Origin of the sequence: Hippea alviniae EP5-r (genome assembly GCF_000420385.1) — a bacterium.
Taxonomy (GTDB): domain Bacteria; phylum Campylobacterota_A; class Desulfurellia; order Desulfurellales; family Hippeaceae; genus Hippea; species Hippea alviniae.
Genome location: NZ_ATUV01000001.1, coordinates 691,280 through 707,901 on the forward strand (window position 1 = coordinate 691,280; position 16,622 = coordinate 707,901).

Here is a 16,622-nt window from a genome sequence, read left to right on the forward strand (position 1 = left end):
TTTATTTTGAAATTTATCCTGTTTTTTTGTATTTTCAAAAAAGGAGGCATTTCATGGCAAAATTGAGATTTTACACTTTACTAAGAGAAAAACTAAATACGGATAACATAGATATAAAAATAAGCAAAAACATGGACCTTATGCAAATTCTAAGAAAAGCAGAGAAAGAGATAAATAAGCACTTCGTCAACGATTTAATAAACAATGAGAGCACCTTAATACTAATAAATGGCAAAAATTTTCACCAACTAAACTGTTTCTCAACAGAGATAAGCGACTCAGACATAATAGACATATTCCCTTCGGCTGGCGGCGGATGAGAAAAATATTTTTTAGAAATATTCAATTTTTCGGTAAAGAATCGGTAAATAAGATAAAAAATTCAGAAGTTGCAGTATGCGGAGTCGGCGGTCTTGGATGTGTTGTAGCTGACATCCTAACGAGAATGGGCGTGGGAAAAATAAAACTTTTAGATAAAGGTATAGTGGACGAACCAGATATAGGAAGACAACTTTTGTATGACTATTTCGACATAGGGAAAAAGAAAGTAGCTGCAGCAAAAGAAAAGCTTATTAAAATAAGAACATCTAAGATCGAATCTTATATGGTTGATATACAAAATGATAACCTTGATTTTTTGGAAACAGTTAGTGTAGTTGCAGATTGTTTGGATAACTACTCTTCAAGATATTCACTTGAAAACATCATAAAAGAGCATCAATTTTTAGTCCATGGAAGTGTTGAAAATTCATACGGACAAATAACAACAATAAAAAAGAAGGAAACGGTAAAATTAAAGGAACTATACTTTGGTTTAAAAGAAAAAGAAGAAATAGCCGTCAGTACACCTGCTGTATTCTTCGTTGGAACACTGATGGCAGAAGAAATAATAAACTGTATTCTGTTAAAGCCCAAACTCAAAAACACTCTTCTTGTAGCAAACCTAAGCGATTTTTCGTTATCAAAGATTCCGTTATCTATCGATTGACTAATTCATCTTATGTGTTGTATAAAAACTCAACATGGGTTTTGACAAAAACGCTTGGAATTACCTTGTAAGTTCGGACCATAGAGTAGGTGAAGATTTAGAGTTTATTAGGGTGTATTTTAAAGGATTAAAGTTTGAAAAGTTGCTTGATATTGCATCTGGTGCTGGTCATTTTGCAAACATTTTTGATGCCAATTCGAAAGTGATAAGTGATATAAGCTTAAACATGCTTAAAACTGCTAAAAAGCATTATGGATTTGAGCAAGTTGTAAGATGCGATGCTATGAACTTGCCTTTCAAAGACAATAGTTTTGATATTGCAACATGCAGGATAGCATTTCATCATTTTAGAAGACCTTTTGAATTTTTCAAAGAAGTGCACAGAATTTTGAAACTAAAAGCTTTTTTTGTATTAATAGACAGCATCGTTGATATCGACGATAAAGAGCTAAACAGAATAGAGAAGATAAGGGACAAAACACATTACAAAAGCCATACCGTAGAAGAGATTCTCTCATTTGCAAAGGGTTTTAGGCTTATAAGTTTTCACACGATTTTTAAAAGGCATAATTTTGAAGAGTGGGCAGCAAGACTCTCGCCAGACAAAGATACATTCAATAGAATAGAAAATGCGTTTTTAGAGCTAAACAGGGATATTAAAAACGAGCTCAAGGTTGAGATAAAAGACGGTAAGGTTGTATCATACACCGATAAAAAAGGTATATTTATCTTTCAAAGATTGGGAGGTTAAGATGCTTAAAAGGTTTTTCAGTTTTGTGTTAGTTTTTATTTTAGCATTTACACTTCCTGCTTTTGCCAAAAAGGATATTATCGTATTCCATGCTGGAAGTCTCTCTGTGCCATTTAAAAAAATGGCAAAAGAGCTTGAAAAACTTCATCCAGAGTATCATGTTGTCTTAGAAGCAAGTGGCTCAAGAATGGCAGCAAGAAAGATAGCAGACTTACACAGACCCTGCGATGTTATGGGTTCTGCTGATTATACGGTTATCAATAATCTGCTCATAGATACGGGAAATGCAAAATTTAATGCTCTATTTGCAACAAACGAGATGGCAATAGTTTTCACAGACAAATCAAGATATGCTAATATCATAAACTCAAAAAACTGGTATAAAATCCTACTAAAGAAAGATGTCATTGTTGGACACTCAAATCCTAACGATGACCCCTGCGGATATAGAGCTATGCTTGTTGCTAAGTTAGCTGAAAAATACTATCATATTCCTGGATTTTTCAAAAAACTCTTTGGCTATCCCGACTATTACAAACCAGGTTTTGAAAAAAAAGGAAAGGTTATAGTAAGACCCAAAGAGACAGACTTGATAGCTCTTCTTCAGATGCACTACATAGATTACATTTTTCTTTATAAGTCTGTCGCCATTCAACATCATTTAAGATATATAACACTACCACCAGAAATATCTTTAAAAAGCAAAAAGTTTGAAGATTTTTATAAAACTGTATCATTTAAGGTCAGCGGCAAAAAACCTGGTCAGTTCATAGTCAAAAAAGGCGCTCCAATGATTTATGGCCTTACAATTCCACAAAACTTTAATTCACCACCAAACAAAAAAGGAGCTGTCTTGTTTGCGAAATTTATTTTATCAAAAGAAGGCCAGAAAATAATGAAAGAGTGTGGTCAGGGTATCATAAATCCACCAATTATAGAAGGTGATGCATCTATACTAAACTCAAAGTGAGCTTTCTGTCAGTAAAAGATTTAAGTCTAAAACTGGGCAATTTTGAGCTTAAAAATATAAGTTTTGAGATAGATAAAGGTGATTTTTTAGCAGTATTAGGCAGAACAGGTTCAGGTAAAACATCACTTCTCGAATGTTTAACAGGTTTTAAAAAACCCAAAGGCTCAATTTATCTCGAAGGAGAAGAAATAACAAAGAAGCCAATTCAAAAAAGAAAAATATCAATCGTTTATCAAGATTCCATGTTATTCCCCAATATGAGTGTTGAAGAGAACATTCTATTTTCAACAAGATTTTTTAAAAGAGATGCTAACATGATTGACGAACTCATTGAGTTTTTTGATTTAAAACCATTGCTCAATCGCAATGTAAAGACATTATCAGGAGGAGAAAAACAAAAAGTTGCCATAGCAAGAGCACTCATAAGTAAACCAAAGCTACTCCTATTAGACGAACCCTTAAGTTCCATTGATTTCTCATTCAGAGAAGCGTTCTTAGATTTTATCACATCTATACACAGACGATACGAATTAACCACAATCTATGTTACACACAACATAAAAGAGGCTTACACACTCTCAAATAAAACAGCAATATTAGATAAAGGTGAGCTTATAAGATTTGGAAACACACTCAAGGTAATAAACAGACCCAAAACAAAAAGAGAAGCCGAATTCTTAAGCTTTAAAAACATTCTAAAAGATAAAAATGGCAGATGGTTTACAATAGACCCTTACAAGGTAAGAATAAGCAAAAACAACCTTAAAACAGACATAATCCTTAAATCCAAAGTAAAAACCACAAGACCAACGAGAAACGGTTTCAAGATAAAAACAGAAAACAACATAACAGCATTTTCGGATAAACAAATTGAAGGAGAAGTCCTAATCGGTTTTAATAAAAGTGATATGATGTGGCTTGATGAAAGTTAAAATATTGTTTTGGATATTTGCCATCATCATACTTCTTTTCCTCGTTGTTCCTGTGTTAAATATATTAACAGGCTTGCCAATCAATGAACTTATATTATCCCTGAAAGACAAATCTATAATAAATTCTATATTGCTAACCATAACACTCTCACTACTGTCAACAACAATCGTTCTTTTAACTGGCATTCCACTCGCCTATATAATCGCAAGGTTCAACTTCCCATTAAAGGGCTTGGCAGAAGGCATAATAGACATACCAATAATGATACCGCATGTCGCAGCGGGAATAGCTTTACTGTTGAGTTTTGGTGCAAATGGATACTTCGGAGAGATTTTAAAAAAAATCGGCATAACAATCTTAGATAACCCTATAGGTATAACAATAGCAATGATGTTCGTATCAGCACCCTATCTAATAGACGCAGCAAAAGAAGGCTTCAAGAAGGTAGATGTAAGGTTAGAACACGCAGCAAAAACACTCGGCGCAGGTGATATATCCACATTCTTCAGCATAACCCTGCCACTTGCAAAAAAAGACATAATCAACGGAGCACTTCTCATGTGGGGCAGAGGCATAGGCGAGTTTGGTGCAATTGTTATAATAGCCTATCACCCTATGACTGCAACAGTAATGATATACGACAGATTCACATCTTTCGGCCTAACCTATGCCCTTCCAGTGACAACAATTTTAATTCTTGTCTCTTTAGCAATCTTCACAATAGCAAGGTTTATTAATAGGTAACCAATTTAATTGAAAACACAGTAGCTTTTTTGATATTATTTAAAGATGTCTGGTCGTTATCTGATTATTCAGACTGCCTTCTTGGGCGATGCAATACTTACAGAGCCAATCATAGAGACAATAAAGGCAAACCAGAAAGATGCATTTATAGGTGTTATTGTCATACCGGCAAATGTTGAAGTTTTCTCTTTAAATCCAAAGGTTGATGTAATAATACCGTATGATAAACATGGCGAAGATAACGGGATTGTTGGTTTTGCAAAAATCATAAAAACAATTAAAGAATACAGGTTTGACTCTATCATATCACCGCACAGAAGCTTTAGAACGGCCGTAATCTCTTTTTTAAGTGGCGTAAAAAAGAGAATAGGGTTTAAGGATGCAGAAGCAAGCTTTCTATATACACACCGCATAAAAAGGCCAAAGAATATTCATGAAGTCGATAAAAACCTAAGACTCCTTGAGCCTTTTAACTTTAACAACATCGTAAGAGAGATAAGGCTATACTGGTCTGAAGAGAACAAGCGTTTTATAGAAGGCATCTTTGAAGCAAACGACATAAGCTCAACAGATAAAGTTGTTGTGATAAGCCCATCATCTGTCTGGCCTACGAAGAGATGGCCAAAAGAGTATTTCAAAGAAACAGCAGAAGAGCTCAGCAAGAAAGGATACAGGGTAATCCTAATCGGCACAGAGAAGGATAAAGAGATTTGCAGTTTTGTTAAGGGTGAAAACAAAAGAATTGTCGATTTGGCAGGTAAAACACGCATAAAAGACCTGTTTTATCTCATAGCTTGGGCAAAACTTCTAATAAGCAACGACTCTGCACCAGTGCATATAGCAAGTGCATTTAACACGCCAACGATTGAGATATATGGCCCAACAGTGCCAGAGTTTGGTTTTTATCCCTTGAGCGAAAAGCATAAGATTGTCCAGGTTGACCTACCATGCAGACCATGTGGAAAGCATGGAAGTGTTTCTTGTTCGCAAAAACATTTCAAATGCATGAGAGATATAAAACCAGAAACGGTAATTAACGCTGCGTTAGAGCTATTATGAAGTTTCTTGTTATAAGGTTTTCATCCTTAGGAGATATAATACAAACAACGGCATTTGTAAAAAAACTTAAAGAGATTTATCCAAATGGTGAAATTATCTATGCAACAAAGGAAGAGTTTAAAGAGATTTTAGAAGAACAGCCATATATAGACAGATTAATAGGACTAAAAAAAAGTGAAAGCATAACCAATTTTGCAAAAAGGATAGGCAAGGTCCACTGTATATTTGATTTACATAAAAATCTAAGAAGCACTGCTTTATGCAATATTCTCAACCCAGCCTGCATAAAACGGGTAAACAAGAATACGATTTATAGATACGCACTTGTTTTAAAGCTAAAAAGTATCACAAAGATATTTGAAAGAGAAAGCAGAGATAATATTCAAGAGCAGCTAAAACTTATAAATCAGGAAAACTCTCAAGCAAAACCCTATATCAAAGTCAAAAAAAGCAAAACAGATAAAACAGTAATCGGCATTGCACCGGGTGCAAAATGGCATACAAAGATGTGGCCAAAAGAGTATTACAGAGAAGTTGCAAAAATGCTAACAGAGAAAGGCTTTTATGTCTATATATTTGGTTCTAAAGAAGAAGAGCAGGTGGCAAACTTTATAGCCGAAGGATTGGATAGGGTTGAATCATTTGCAGGCAAGTTATCAATAAAAGAGACGGCAGAGAAAATGACGGCATGTAAGGTATTCATCTCAAACGACTCTGCTTTGATGCACCTTGCCAATGCTTTAAACATACCAACCGTTGCCATTTTTGGGCCTACGGTTAAAGGATTTGGATTTTACCCAAAGAGAGATGTGATTGTGCTTGAGAAGGATTTACCATGCAGACCATGTTCTCTTCACGGTTCAGATAGATGCCCAAACGGCACATTAAAATGCCTAAAAGAGATAAAACCAGAAGAAGTCTATAATGCGGTTATGCAATGGTTAAATTAGTTATTAAAAAGGGCAGAATACCTATAAAAATGTGGACAGAAAACATAGAAGAAGGTGCACTCAAACAGGCTATAAACCTATCTAACCTGCCATTTGCCTTTAGTCATGTTGCAATAATGCCCGATGTTCATGAAGGGTTTGGTATGCCTATAGGTGCCGTTGTTGCACTTGAAGATACGCTAATCCCACATGCCGTAGGCGTTGACATAGGCTGCGGTATGCATGCAGTCAAAACGATTTTTGAAGATATAAAGAGAAACGAGCTTGCAGCAATAGTAAAACTGATTAAAGAAGCCATACCCTTAGGATTTGAGAAACATAAAACAGCTCAAGATAAAAACCTAATGCCGAAACCCAAAGTAAAATTGCCAAAACACTTCATAACATTCAAAGAGTATGATAACGCTTTGTATTCGCTTGGCACTCTTGGTGGCGGCAATCATTTTATCGAAATTCAAAAGGGGAGTGATGGACATATATGGTTCATGATACACTCAGGCAGCAGAAACTTGGGCAAACAGGTTGCAGACCATTACAACAAAGTAGCAAAAAACCTTAACGCATCGTGGAATTATCCCGTTCCACCATCCTATGAGTTATTCTATTTACCTATAGAGACAAAAGAAGGTAAAGACTATCTTGAAGAGATGAACTTCTGCATAAAATACGCAAAAGCAAACAGGACACTGATGGCCGAAAGAATAAAAGCAATATTCGAAGTTGTGCTAAGAAAAAGTGATATCGTATTGGAAGAGTATGATGTTATTCACAATTATGCAGCAAAAGAGAAACACTTTGGAAAAGATGTATGGGTTCACAGAAAGGGAGCAACAAGGGCATTCGAAGGAGAGATAGGTATAATTCCAGGCTCTCAAGGTTCTAAATCTTACATAGTCAAAGGTTTGGGTAATCCTGAAAGCTTCAAAAGTTGCTCGCACGGTGCTGGACGGGTTTTAAGCAGACATAAAGCAAGAAAAAGTTTATCCTTGAAAGAAGAAGTGGAAAAACTCAACAAACTCGGTATTATCCACTCTATACGCTCAAAAAGAGACTTAGACGAAGCACCAAGCGCCTATAAAAATATAAACGAAGTAATAAATAACCAGTTGGATTTAATAGAACCTAAGGTTGAACTTTCTCCATTGGCTGTTGTTAAAGGTTGAGATTCTCTGCTATCTTTCCAATCACGGGAAGCGGTTTTATCTTGCCCGTTATAGCGTTTATAATGCCTGTAATTGTAAGAAACATTAAAAATACACTAACAAACAGGTCAAGCGCTTTGCCTACATCGGGTATAAAGAGAATAAATGCGGAAACCAAGTTTGTTATCGTAAGTACCAATCCCTGCTTGACATGATATACAACAAAAGGGTTGTCTTTATGAATAACGGCGGGAATTATCATAAGAAGTCCAAAGTATGATAACCAGGCAAGCCACCTACCCTTCTTTATATACTCTTCTAACTCTCTGTTCTTTTCTATCTCCATTTTTGAACGCCCACTCTGTCGCAGAAATCGTATATCGGGCATTTTGAACAGAACGGAGAAGTCGGTCTGCATATATTTTGGCCAAATGGGACAAGTAAATCGTTAAACTCTATCCAATATTTTTTTGGAAGAATATTTGAAAGAGCAACTTCTGTTTCTTCTGGTGCCTTTGTTTTTACAAGACCAAGTCTGTTCGAGATTCTGTGAACATGTATGTCAACACAGATTGCAGGTATGTTGTATCCCTTTGCAAGCACAAGATTCGCCGTTTTTAATCCAACATTAGGAAGTTTAAGTAAATCGTTCAGATTCGACGGCACAACACCGTCATACTCATCAACTATTATCTGGGCAATCTTCTTTAGATTCTTTGCCTTTGTTTTATAAAAACCGACAGGGTATATTAGCTTTTCTATCTCTTCCTGCTTCAGCTGTTTGAGTGTAAATATATCAGGTGCTCTCTCAAACAGCCTTAAAGACGCTTCTTTTGTTGTCTCGTCTTTTGTTCTTAAGCTTAAGACTGTCGAGACAAGCACCTTATACGGGTCTTTATCCTTTGCAACTTCCGTTACTACAGGTTCTTTAAAGCTTTTATACGCTTCTTTTAAAATCCTTACAACTTCGTCTATATCTTCCTTCTTCATAATTTCGGATTTATCTTAATTTTTGTTTCTCTCTTCAGCTTCTCTATTAGATTGGAAAGTATCTCATCTTCTTTCTGGGCAAGGAGCTGCTGTTTTATACTATCTTTTAGTTTTTCAAACTCTTTCTTGTCGAATATCTTGTCTGTTATTTGATAAACATACACATTACCATCTGTTTTACATAGATTGAGATACCCTTTGTCGTGAGAAAATATATCTTCAATAGCCTTCTCATTAAAAGAACAAGCAAACTTTTTTGTCGGCGTAAGCTTCGTCATATTTTTGACTGTTTTTATCTTTAGCTTCTTCTCTTTGGCTACTTTCTCTAAGCTTTTCTCTTCTTTTGCAAGTTTTAGAATCTCTTTTGCTTTCTCATAAGCCAGTTTTTTTGCCTGCTCTTCTATATAATCCTTTTTTACTTTATCTTTAACCTGCTCAAACTTTGGTATATACGAAGGCTTCTTATCAACAAGTTTGTATATAAGGTATCCTTCCGAAGACAAATCAGGCCCAAATAGTTTGCCCTTCTGAGCAAGTATAGCATTTTGAATCATAGCTTCAGTAAACGGCTGCTTTGGATTCTTCAAAGAGATAAATGGACTCTCTTTAAGTTTTAGTCCGTATTCTTTGGCTGCCTTTTTTAGACTCTCTTTAGAGTCTCTAATTTTAACAAATATTTTATCCGCTTCAACAAACCAAATCTTTTTCGCTTTTGTTTCTTTAAGATAATTGATTATATCCTTTTTAACTTTATCAAACGGTCTGATAAATGGTTCTTTAATATCTTCAATTAAAGCTATATGATAGCCAAACTTTGTTTTGAATGGTTTGGATATCTCGCCTTTTTTCAGTTTAACAATAGCATTCCAGAAGCTGTCTATAACCATATTTTTTGTAATATACCCCAAATCGCCGCCAACATTTTTTGTAAGTTTATCAGCCGAATATTCCTTAACGGCTTCTTTGAAGGTTATTTTCTTATCCTTCAAAAGTTTATACACCCTTTCAGCTTCTTGCTTGAGCTCTTCATCTGTCTGGTTATCCTTTTTGGCAAACAGAATATGGGCAACCCTTATTCTTAGTGGAACTTTAAAATAGGATTTATGCTCTTCATAGAACTTTTTGGCTTCTTCATCTGATACCTTTACTTTCTTCTCAACATAACTCAACGGAACAGCTATATACTCAAACTTAACCATTGTCGGCACTCTGTATTTCTCTTTATGCAAAAGGTAGTATTTTTTAAGCTCTTTATCATTAACTTTTATGCTTTTTTCAAAATCCTTCCAATTGAATACAACAAACTCTATATTCACTTTGGAATAATTCTTATCAAAAAACTTTTTTACTTCTTTATCCGTAATTTTTACATTCTTAAACAGCTTTTCTTTCAATTTAGTTATATAAAGCGAAGTTTTTAAACTCTCTTCATACTCCTTTGGGTTTATGTTGTTTGCCTTAAGAAGTGCAAGATACTTCTCTTTTGAAAACTTGCCGTTTACAAAGAAGGCTGGATTTGACTGAATAGCCTTTATCACATCTTCATCTGTGACCTTTATACCTTCCCTTTTTGCTTCTTCAATTAGAAGTGCCCTTTCGATAAGCATATCTATTGTTTTCTGTTTTATATTGAGTTTCTTTATGTCTTCTTCCGTTATATTTCCGCCCTTTAGTTGGCTAATCAGTTGTATATAAAACTTGTATATATCGTTGTATGTTTTTTCATACTCTGGAATGCTTATCTTTATATCCCCCACTTCAATGGCTGTATTACTGCCCATAGTAAATGGGCCTCTAACAAATAGATATGCACCACCAATTATGAAAGCTGCTGCTGCAATCCACAACAAAATAGCAAACTTCTTTATGTTTTTTCTCAAAAAGTCAAGCATACAAACCCCCTACTCTTCTGTAATAGAAATACGGCAAATTATACATTTTGATTTTCAATCTATCAAATAATCTTGCAAAGTCTCTTCATGGGCAAACCTATAACGGTTGTTATGTCTCCTTCTATAAGGTGCATGAAGTGTCTGGCTCTGCCCTGAATTGCATAACCTGCAGCTCTTCCCATATATTCGTTTGTATCAAGGTAACTATTTATCTCATCTTCTGTTAATTTATCAACTTTAACGCTTGCAACTTCAACAAACCTTTCGCACCACTTATCACTTATCACACTTACACCCGTATAAACCTGATGAATCTTTCCAGAAAGCATCGAGAGTATCTGGTAGGCTTCTTCTCTATCCTTTGGTTTGCCTATCACCCTTCCATCAAAATATATAACCGTATCAGCACCTATTACAATCTGATTTTTTCTCTTTACGCTCAAAGCCTTTAAAAAACTAACCCTTAGCAGATACTCCACTATACTCTCTCCAACAAAGCGCTTCTCGTCTATATTCGATACCGTTATAATTGCATTCCTTTTACACTTCTTCAAAAGTCTTCTTCTTGCTTGCGATTTAGTCGCAAGAACAATCATCAAAATAACTCCTTACAAAATCCGACACCCTTTTAAATTTAGAGTCTATCTTAAGCTTTAGACTATCTTCACTCAAAAGAAATTCTACCAACTTTATGCCCTGCTCATTCAGTTTTGAAGATAGACCAGCAATCCTTGCCGTATTCAAAACCTTAAAGAGAAATCTGTAAGTATCTTCAATCTCTTCAAGCCCTTTTATGTCTTTCTTCTTCAATTTCTCTATAAGCTTGAGCGTGCCAGAACCAATATCTGCGCACTCATTTTCAAAGGATAGGGATTGAACAAAAAAGTCTATCGTAGTCAATCCACCAAACGAACTTTTTATATCAAAACCAACACCCTTATTCTCCACGATTTTTTTAAGCATACAGAATATCTCGCATTTAGAAGGCGGCCTATTCAAAACAAACTCTTTTATAATTTTTCTAAGCTCATCATCTTCAAAACCCGAATAGACAACAACAGAACGCTGAGCAGCCTGTTTCTCCCAGCTCTGAGCATCCTTATCAAAATACTTCTTCAAATAATCAACATCACAAACAAGTGTTCCTTTATCCCCAAACGGCCTTAGCCTTAAATCTATCTCATAAAAACTTTTTAACTCTTTTGTTATTCTTCTTACAATAGGCTCATACATATAAGGCTGATTTTTGCTTACAAATACGATATCCAAATCACTTCCAACAAACAGCTCACCTGTTGCAAGCTTTCCATATCCCAAAACCGTAAGACCACCATTTGAATCAAACTCAGACGAAACTTTCCTTATCAATGCCCTTGCAAACTCCGTTGTTATAACAAGGTCTTCGTGTCTATAAGAGTCTGTTAAAAGCTTCAATATTATCTCAAATTCGAGCCTTTCCTTCTCTTTTTTATCCAAAGAGTCAAACCCAAGCTCTAACGGTGCAACAAGACTATCCAATAGTGAAGGATACTTTATAAACTTCTCTGCATAGTCTATTGATAAAAGTTTTAAGAACAGTTCAAACAGCTTTCTGTTTTTGAATATCGTCTTTATGTATATAGGGTCTATCTTGCCAAATCCAGCAACAACCCTATCAAATCTGCCGATATCCTTTGTAAATTCAAAAGCAAAATCAAAAATGCTTTGAATCTCGTCTGGTTTCATATCCGTTGCCTTAAACTTCTTTAGACTCTCTTCTATATTCAAAGCAACGGTTTTTGCATCATCTATACCAAACTCTTTTAAAAAACCTTCAATATCATCCGCTGTGCTAAAAACAGGCACGCCCTTGTCAACAATAAAGATGCTTCTAAAAATCTCATGCACCCTATCCGTATAACTGAGATACTTAGAAACAAACTCATTTAACTCCATATTCAGCTTTTTAGCCAAAGCCTTCAAAGACTTCTCATCCGTCGGCAAATTCTGTGTCTGTTGCTCGTTCAACAACTGAATTTTATGCTCCATCCTTCTAAAGAACAGATAGGCATCTGACAAAAAATTACTCTCTTCAGCCTTCAACAAACCAAGTTCAGCAAGAAGCTTTAAACCATCTATTGTCCTTACTTTTCTTAGCTGCTTGACTTTTCCACCGTATAGAAGCTGAAAGTAATTGAGAACAAACTCTATTTCTCTTATTCCGCCCTTCCCTTTTTTTATGTCCTGTTTTTCCTGCGGTATGATGCCTTCTGTCCCTTTAGACGACTTATGTATTTTAAACATTAACCGTCTAATTTCGTCTATGTATTCAATGTCTATGGTTCTTTTAAATACGAACGGTTCAACAACTTTTAAGAATTCATCACCCAATTTACTACTTCCAGCCACACACCTTGCCTTTATCAAAGCAAGCTTCTCCCAAACTTGACCAAATGTCGCATAGTAATTCTCATACTCTTCTATCGACAGAGAAAGCGGCGAATATGCCCCATTCGGTCTTAGCCTTGTATCAACCCTAAATACAAAACCACCTTCCTTATTCTGATTTAAAATATTCACAATTAGAGATGCTATTCTGTTGTATATGTCAGATTTATCTTCTTCTCTATGTACAAACATAATGTCTATATCCGAAGAGAAGTTTAGCTCTTTATTACCCAATTTACCCAATCCTATAACGGCAAAACCATCTTTCAAATCTTCTTTCTTTAACTTTTCAAATGCCATATCAGCAGCAACTTCAACAAGTGCATCGGCAAGATTGGAAAGCTCTTCCATAGTCTCTTCGAAACTGCACGCTTTTATTATCTCTTTTGCTGCTATCCTTAAATACTCTCTTTTTCTGTAATGTCTAAGTTTCGACTCCTTCTTTGGAAAAGGTAAAGAGTCTAAAAATTCAACAGCTTCCTTGTAATATTCAAGTTTTGTCTTCTTTTTTGATAATGTCTCTGTCTCTATAAGCCAAAAGATATACTCAGGATTATTTATCAAAAACAGGGATAATGTATGAGATTGAGAGAATATACCAAACAGGACTTCTCCAACAACCCTAAAAGAGACAAGTAGCTCAAGGATTGTCGATTTTGACGGACTATTTTTCAAAAAATCATCAAAGTATAAAAAGGCGTTGTCAGGGTCGGCACTCTCTTTGATGAGCTGGGCTATTCTATCAAAAAGTGTTTTAAACTCATGGGACAGCTTATACTCCGATGTGATATGGAGCAGAATCCTGAAGGCTCTCTTTTTATCTTCAAAAAGGTCTATGAACTCTTTGAGAGTTACTTTTAACCACCCCTTTGTTTTATGTCAAACTCAATTCTTTGCTTAAATCTATCCGTTGAATCTTCTTCCTTCTTCTCGGGCATAAGCTCGCCTTTAAACAATAGCAATATTGGCGAAGCTATAAAAATTGATGAGTATGTTCCAGATATTATTCCAACAAGCAATGCAAACGACATACCCTTTAATGCGTGTCCACCAAATAAATAAAGAGCAATTACGACAAACAGAGTAGTTCCAGCGGTTAGAACAGTTCTTGAAAGTGTTTCACTTATGCCTTTATTTATTGCTTCAACACTGCTTAATTTTCTATTCTCTCTAACTTTTTCCCTAATTCTGTCAAAGATAACTATTGTGTCGTTAACCGAATAACCAACAATCGTCAAAATAGCTGCAACAACATCCAATGTGAACTCATACCCAAACAGACTTAAAAAACCTATTGTTATCAGAACATCGTGAACAAGAGCAACAATAGCTCCAATCGCAAATCTATATTGAAATCTTAAGCTTATGTAAATTAAAATAGCAAGCAAGGATAATACAATGGCTATAATACCCTTATCTCTAAACTCTTTTCCTATCTTAGGACCCACCATATCTACTTCTAAAATTTTATATCCTTTACCAAATCTTTTATCTAACAACTTCTTTAGCTTTCCTTCTATACTGCTTGTTGTTGATGATGTTGAAACCTTTGTATAAATAATAAATCTTCTATTACTGTTACCTATATTTTGAATACGAGAATCAGTAAAAATTTTATCGCTCTTTATTGCATCCCTAAGTTGAGCAACATTAATGGGCTTGTCAAACTCAACCTGTATAGATGTTCCACCTTTAAACTCTATGCCAAATTTAGGACCTTTTACTATTAGGTTTCCTATACCTATAATTATCAACAGAATAGAAATAGAAATAGCTATCTTAAACTTAGAAACAAAGTCTATAAAAACATTTGGCTTGACAATTTGAATCATACCAGTCTCCTAAATACTCAACCTTTGTGGTTTGAATTTATCGAGCACTATCTCAAATACCATCTTCGTAAATGTTACAGCAGTAAATATATTAGCCAACAAACCTATTGCCATAGTTATACCAAAACCTTTAACAGGGCCGCTGCCAAACTGATAAAGAATTAAAGCAACAATTAAAGTTGTTATGTTAGCATCTAAGATTGTTATAAATGCCCGTGAATAACCCGTATTTACAGCGTCATGAACACTTCGACCAATAAGCAATTCTTCCCTAATGCGCTCATAAATAAGAACATTTGCATCAACAGACATTCCAACAGTTAAAGCTATTCCTGCAAGTCCAGGTAGCGTCAAAGTTGCATTAAGCATCACCATAGCACCTAATATAATCAATATGTTCAAAGCCATAGCAACATCTGCAAGCAGACCCGAGAGCCGGTAATAGAATATCATAAATAGCACAACGATAATCGCACCAAATATCATTGCTTTCTTACCTTTTTCAATAGACAACTTACCTAAGGATGGTCCTATTGTAACCTTTTGAAGTATCTTAACAGGTGCAGGCAAAGAGCCGCTCCTTAAAACCAAAGCCAAATCGTGTGCTTCTTCAAGTGTAAAATTACCCGTTATTTGTCCACTGCCGCCTGTTATAGCACTTTGAATTACAGGCGCTGAGTAAACTACATTATCTAAAACTATAGCTAATCTTTTTCCTATATGGGTAGCTGTAAATTTGGCAAATATTTTCGCGCCTTCGGAGTTTAATTCGAAGGCAACATACGGCCTATTGAGATTGTCAAATCTAACCGAAGCGTTTGTTATCATATCACCTGTTATAACTGGTTCCTTTTTAACAACAATAGGTATTTTTGTTATTTCACCGGTAGTCGGGTTGTGTTTTATCTCATACAAAATCTCATCGTCTTCGGGTAAATTACCACTTAAAGCATCTGCGACATTTACACTATCGTCAACAAGATGAAGCTCGAGCCTTGCTGTCTCACCAAGCAGTCTTACTGCCCTGTTTGCATTCTTAATACCTGGTAAATCAACAACAATGTGATCTTCTCCTGCTTGAACAACAGTTGGTTCTGTAACACCAAACTGATTAACCCTGTTTCTTATAACACTTATAGCTTGTTGAACTGCTTCTCTTTTTATGTGCTGAACAATCTTATCTTTAAGTTTTATAACTATCGGATTACTGTCAGATACAACGACATAGTTTGGATAGTTTGCTGTTATAAGGTTCAATGCTCTGTTTAAATCAGAATTATCTACAAGATGAATTTTTATAATATAACCGTTTTGAGTTGATGGGACAACCTGGTCTGCTGCTATCTTAGCGTTTGTGAGTTGCTGCTGAAGATTATTGGCAGCCCTTGATAAAACGGCAAACACAGCCTTGTCTGTCTCCACACCCAAAACAAGGTGCATTCCGCCTTTTAAGTCTAAACCCAAGTTAATAGTATTTGTTGGCAGAAAACCACCCACAAGTTCAGAGAAATACTTTGCATTCTTCTTGCCAATTAATGTTGGTAAAGCATACGAGCCAAAGATTGCAACAACAATCAAAACAGTGATAAGTTTTATCAAAGTTGACGACTTCATTTTCTAAAAACCTTTCCTACTGTTTTGCAGCAACGCTGCTCTTTGTTACTTTAATTTGAACACCGTCAGCTATCTCAATTGTGAAATCGTTATCACCGACTTTAACAATTGTTCCATAGATACCGCTTGAAGTGATAATTTTATCTCCCCTTTTTAAAGAGTTGATAAATTCCTGATGTTTCTTTCTTTGTTTCTGCTGTGGTAAAATTAAAAATACATAAAAAACAACGACAATTAAAATTAATGGAACAAGCTGTGCAATCATTGACGGATGTTCTGTTTGAGCAGCTGCATAAGCCACATTTACAAAGGATAACATAAAATCTCCTC

Annotated in this window: 17 protein-coding genes; 9 read left to right on the forward strand and 8 right to left on the reverse strand. The window is 35.3% G+C overall.

The genetic code is table 11. The features are described 5' to 3' along the window. The first annotated feature begins 53 nt into the window (after window positions 1-53). From G415_RS09720 to G415_RS0103745, 9 genes are read left to right on the forward strand one after another with little or no spacing between them, the layout of a single operon-like run. Complete coding sequence (locus tag G415_RS09720; RefSeq protein WP_022670244.1) at window positions 54-320, forward strand: MoaD/ThiS family protein; 267 nt, start codon at window positions 54-56, stop codon at window positions 318-320. Continuing rightward, window positions 317-988 carry a HesA/MoeB/ThiF family protein gene (locus G415_RS0103710; protein WP_022670245.1) on the forward strand — a complete coding sequence of 224 codons (672 nt, stop codon included), beginning with the start codon at window positions 317-319 and terminating at the stop codon, window positions 986-988. Before G415_RS09720 ends, G415_RS0103710 begins: the two co-directional genes overlap by 4 nt. Window positions 989-1,022: 34 nt before the next feature. After that, a complete protein-coding gene (locus G415_RS0103715) occupies window positions 1,023-1,739 on the forward strand; it encodes a methyltransferase domain-containing protein (protein WP_022670246.1) in 717 nt (238 codons plus the stop codon). A gap of 1 nt (window position 1,740) precedes the next feature. Further along, window positions 1,741-2,709, forward strand: coding sequence for a tungstate ABC transporter substrate-binding protein WtpA (gene wtpA / locus G415_RS0103720; protein WP_022670247.1), 969 nt, complete (start codon window positions 1,741-1,743; stop codon window positions 2,707-2,709). Further along, the gene (locus tag G415_RS09725; RefSeq protein ID WP_022670248.1) at window positions 2,706-3,641 is read left to right on the forward strand and encodes an ATP-binding cassette domain-containing protein; all 936 of its coding nucleotides are present in this window, start codon (window positions 2,706-2,708) and stop codon (window positions 3,639-3,641) included. Before wtpA ends, G415_RS09725 begins: the two co-directional genes overlap by 4 nt. Further along, entirely contained in the window at window positions 3,631-4,386 is a 756-nt protein-coding gene (locus G415_RS0103730; protein ID WP_022670249.1) for an ABC transporter permease, read from the forward strand. The genes G415_RS09725 and G415_RS0103730 overlap by 11 nt, the downstream gene beginning before the upstream one ends. A 45-nt stretch (window positions 4,387-4,431) precedes the next feature. Continuing rightward, window positions 4,432-5,445: a lipopolysaccharide heptosyltransferase II gene (gene waaF / locus G415_RS0103735; RefSeq protein WP_022670250.1), complete on the forward strand. Its 1,014-nt coding sequence runs from the start codon at window positions 4,432-4,434 to the stop codon at window positions 5,443-5,445. After that, entirely contained in the window at window positions 5,442-6,395 is a 954-nt protein-coding gene (locus G415_RS0103740; RefSeq protein WP_022670251.1) for a glycosyltransferase family 9 protein, read from the forward strand. Before waaF ends, G415_RS0103740 begins: the two co-directional genes overlap by 4 nt. Beyond that, window positions 6,383-7,558, forward strand: coding sequence for an RtcB family protein (locus G415_RS0103745; RefSeq protein WP_022670252.1), 1,176 nt, complete (start codon window positions 6,383-6,385; stop codon window positions 7,556-7,558). Before G415_RS0103740 ends, G415_RS0103745 begins: the two co-directional genes overlap by 13 nt. Here G415_RS0103745 and G415_RS0103750 read toward each other — a convergent pair. From G415_RS0103750 to yajC, 8 genes are all read right to left on the reverse strand, one after another. Then, on the reverse strand, window positions 7,548-7,883 hold the full coding sequence (locus G415_RS0103750; protein ID WP_022670253.1) for a hypothetical protein: 336 nt from the start codon (window positions 7,881-7,883) through the stop codon (window positions 7,548-7,550). The genes G415_RS0103745 and G415_RS0103750 overlap by 11 nt on opposite strands. Beyond that, window positions 7,874-8,527 (reverse strand): endonuclease III domain-containing protein, encoded by a 654-nt coding sequence (locus G415_RS0103755; RefSeq protein ID WP_022670254.1) that lies wholly within the window; start codon window positions 8,525-8,527, stop codon window positions 7,874-7,876. Before G415_RS0103755 ends, G415_RS0103750 begins: the two co-directional genes overlap by 10 nt. Further along, window positions 8,524-10,419 (reverse strand): SurA N-terminal domain-containing protein, encoded by a 1,896-nt coding sequence (locus G415_RS0103760; RefSeq protein WP_022670255.1) that lies wholly within the window; start codon window positions 10,417-10,419, stop codon window positions 8,524-8,526. Before G415_RS0103760 ends, G415_RS0103755 begins: the two co-directional genes overlap by 4 nt. Before the next feature lie 62 nt (window positions 10,420-10,481). Continuing rightward, on the reverse strand, window positions 10,482-11,015 hold the full coding sequence (locus G415_RS0103765) for a Maf family protein (RefSeq protein WP_022670256.1): 534 nt from the start codon (window positions 11,013-11,015) through the stop codon (window positions 10,482-10,484). Then, entirely contained in the window at window positions 10,996-13,521 is a 2,526-nt protein-coding gene (locus tag G415_RS0103770; RefSeq protein WP_022670257.1) for a [protein-PII] uridylyltransferase family protein, read from the reverse strand. The genes G415_RS0103765 and G415_RS0103770 overlap by 20 nt, the downstream gene beginning before the upstream one ends. Before the next feature lie 182 nt (window positions 13,522-13,703). After that, complete coding sequence (gene secF, locus G415_RS0103775) at window positions 13,704-14,678, reverse strand: protein translocase subunit SecF (protein WP_022670258.1); 975 nt, start codon at window positions 14,676-14,678, stop codon at window positions 13,704-13,706. Window positions 14,679-14,687: 9 nt separating this feature from the next. Beyond that, window positions 14,688-16,292 carry a protein translocase subunit SecD gene (gene secD / locus G415_RS0103780; RefSeq protein ID WP_022670259.1) on the reverse strand — a complete coding sequence of 535 codons (1,605 nt, stop codon included), beginning with the start codon at window positions 16,290-16,292 and terminating at the stop codon, window positions 14,688-14,690. Window positions 16,293-16,308: 16 nt separating this feature from the next. After that, window positions 16,309-16,611, reverse strand: coding sequence for a preprotein translocase subunit YajC (gene yajC / locus G415_RS0103785; RefSeq protein WP_022670260.1), 303 nt, complete (start codon window positions 16,609-16,611; stop codon window positions 16,309-16,311). Between the last annotated feature and the right edge of the window lie 11 nt (window positions 16,612-16,622).

What these genes read in the sequence shown, in the direction of transcription:
- G415_RS0103710 (WP_022670245.1), top strand. Translation starts at nt 317, where the DNA reads ATGAGAAAAATATTTTTTAGAAATATTCAATTTTTCGGTAAAGAATCG.
- G415_RS0103740 (WP_022670251.1), top strand. Translation starts at nt 5,442, where the DNA reads ATGAAGTTTCTTGTTATAAGGTTTTCATCCTTAGGAGATATAATACAA.
- G415_RS0103715 (WP_022670246.1), top strand. Translation starts at nt 1,023, where the DNA reads ATGGGTTTTGACAAAAACGCTTGGAATTACCTTGTAAGTTCGGACCAT.
- G415_RS0103745 (WP_022670252.1), top strand. Translation starts at nt 6,383, where the DNA reads ATGGTTAAATTAGTTATTAAAAAGGGCAGAATACCTATAAAAATGTGG.
- waaF (WP_022670250.1), top strand. Translation starts at nt 4,432, where the DNA reads ATGTCTGGTCGTTATCTGATTATTCAGACTGCCTTCTTGGGCGATGCA.
- G415_RS09720 (WP_022670244.1), top strand. Translation starts at nt 54, where the DNA reads ATGGCAAAATTGAGATTTTACACTTTACTAAGAGAAAAACTAAATACG.
- secF (WP_022670258.1), bottom strand. Translation starts at nt 14,678, where the DNA reads ATGATTCAAATTGTCAAGCCAAATGTTTTTATAGACTTTGTTTCTAAG.
- G415_RS0103760 (WP_022670255.1), bottom strand. Translation starts at nt 10,419, where the DNA reads ATGCTTGACTTTTTGAGAAAAAACATAAAGAAGTTTGCTATTTTGTTG.
- G415_RS0103730 (WP_022670249.1), top strand. Translation starts at nt 3,631, where the DNA reads ATGAAAGTTAAAATATTGTTTTGGATATTTGCCATCATCATACTTCTT.
- wtpA (WP_022670247.1), top strand. Translation starts at nt 1,741, where the DNA reads ATGCTTAAAAGGTTTTTCAGTTTTGTGTTAGTTTTTATTTTAGCATTT.
- secD (WP_022670259.1), bottom strand. Translation starts at nt 16,292, where the DNA reads ATGAAGTCGTCAACTTTGATAAAACTTATCACTGTTTTGATTGTTGTT.
- yajC (WP_022670260.1), bottom strand. Translation starts at nt 16,611, where the DNA reads ATGTTATCCTTTGTAAATGTGGCTTATGCAGCTGCTCAAACAGAACAT.
- G415_RS0103755 (WP_022670254.1), bottom strand. Translation starts at nt 8,527, where the DNA reads ATGAAGAAGGAAGATATAGACGAAGTTGTAAGGATTTTAAAAGAAGCG.
- G415_RS0103765 (WP_022670256.1), bottom strand. Translation starts at nt 11,015, where the DNA reads ATGATTGTTCTTGCGACTAAATCGCAAGCAAGAAGAAGACTTTTGAAG.
- G415_RS0103750 (WP_022670253.1), bottom strand. Translation starts at nt 7,883, where the DNA reads ATGGAGATAGAAAAGAACAGAGAGTTAGAAGAGTATATAAAGAAGGGT.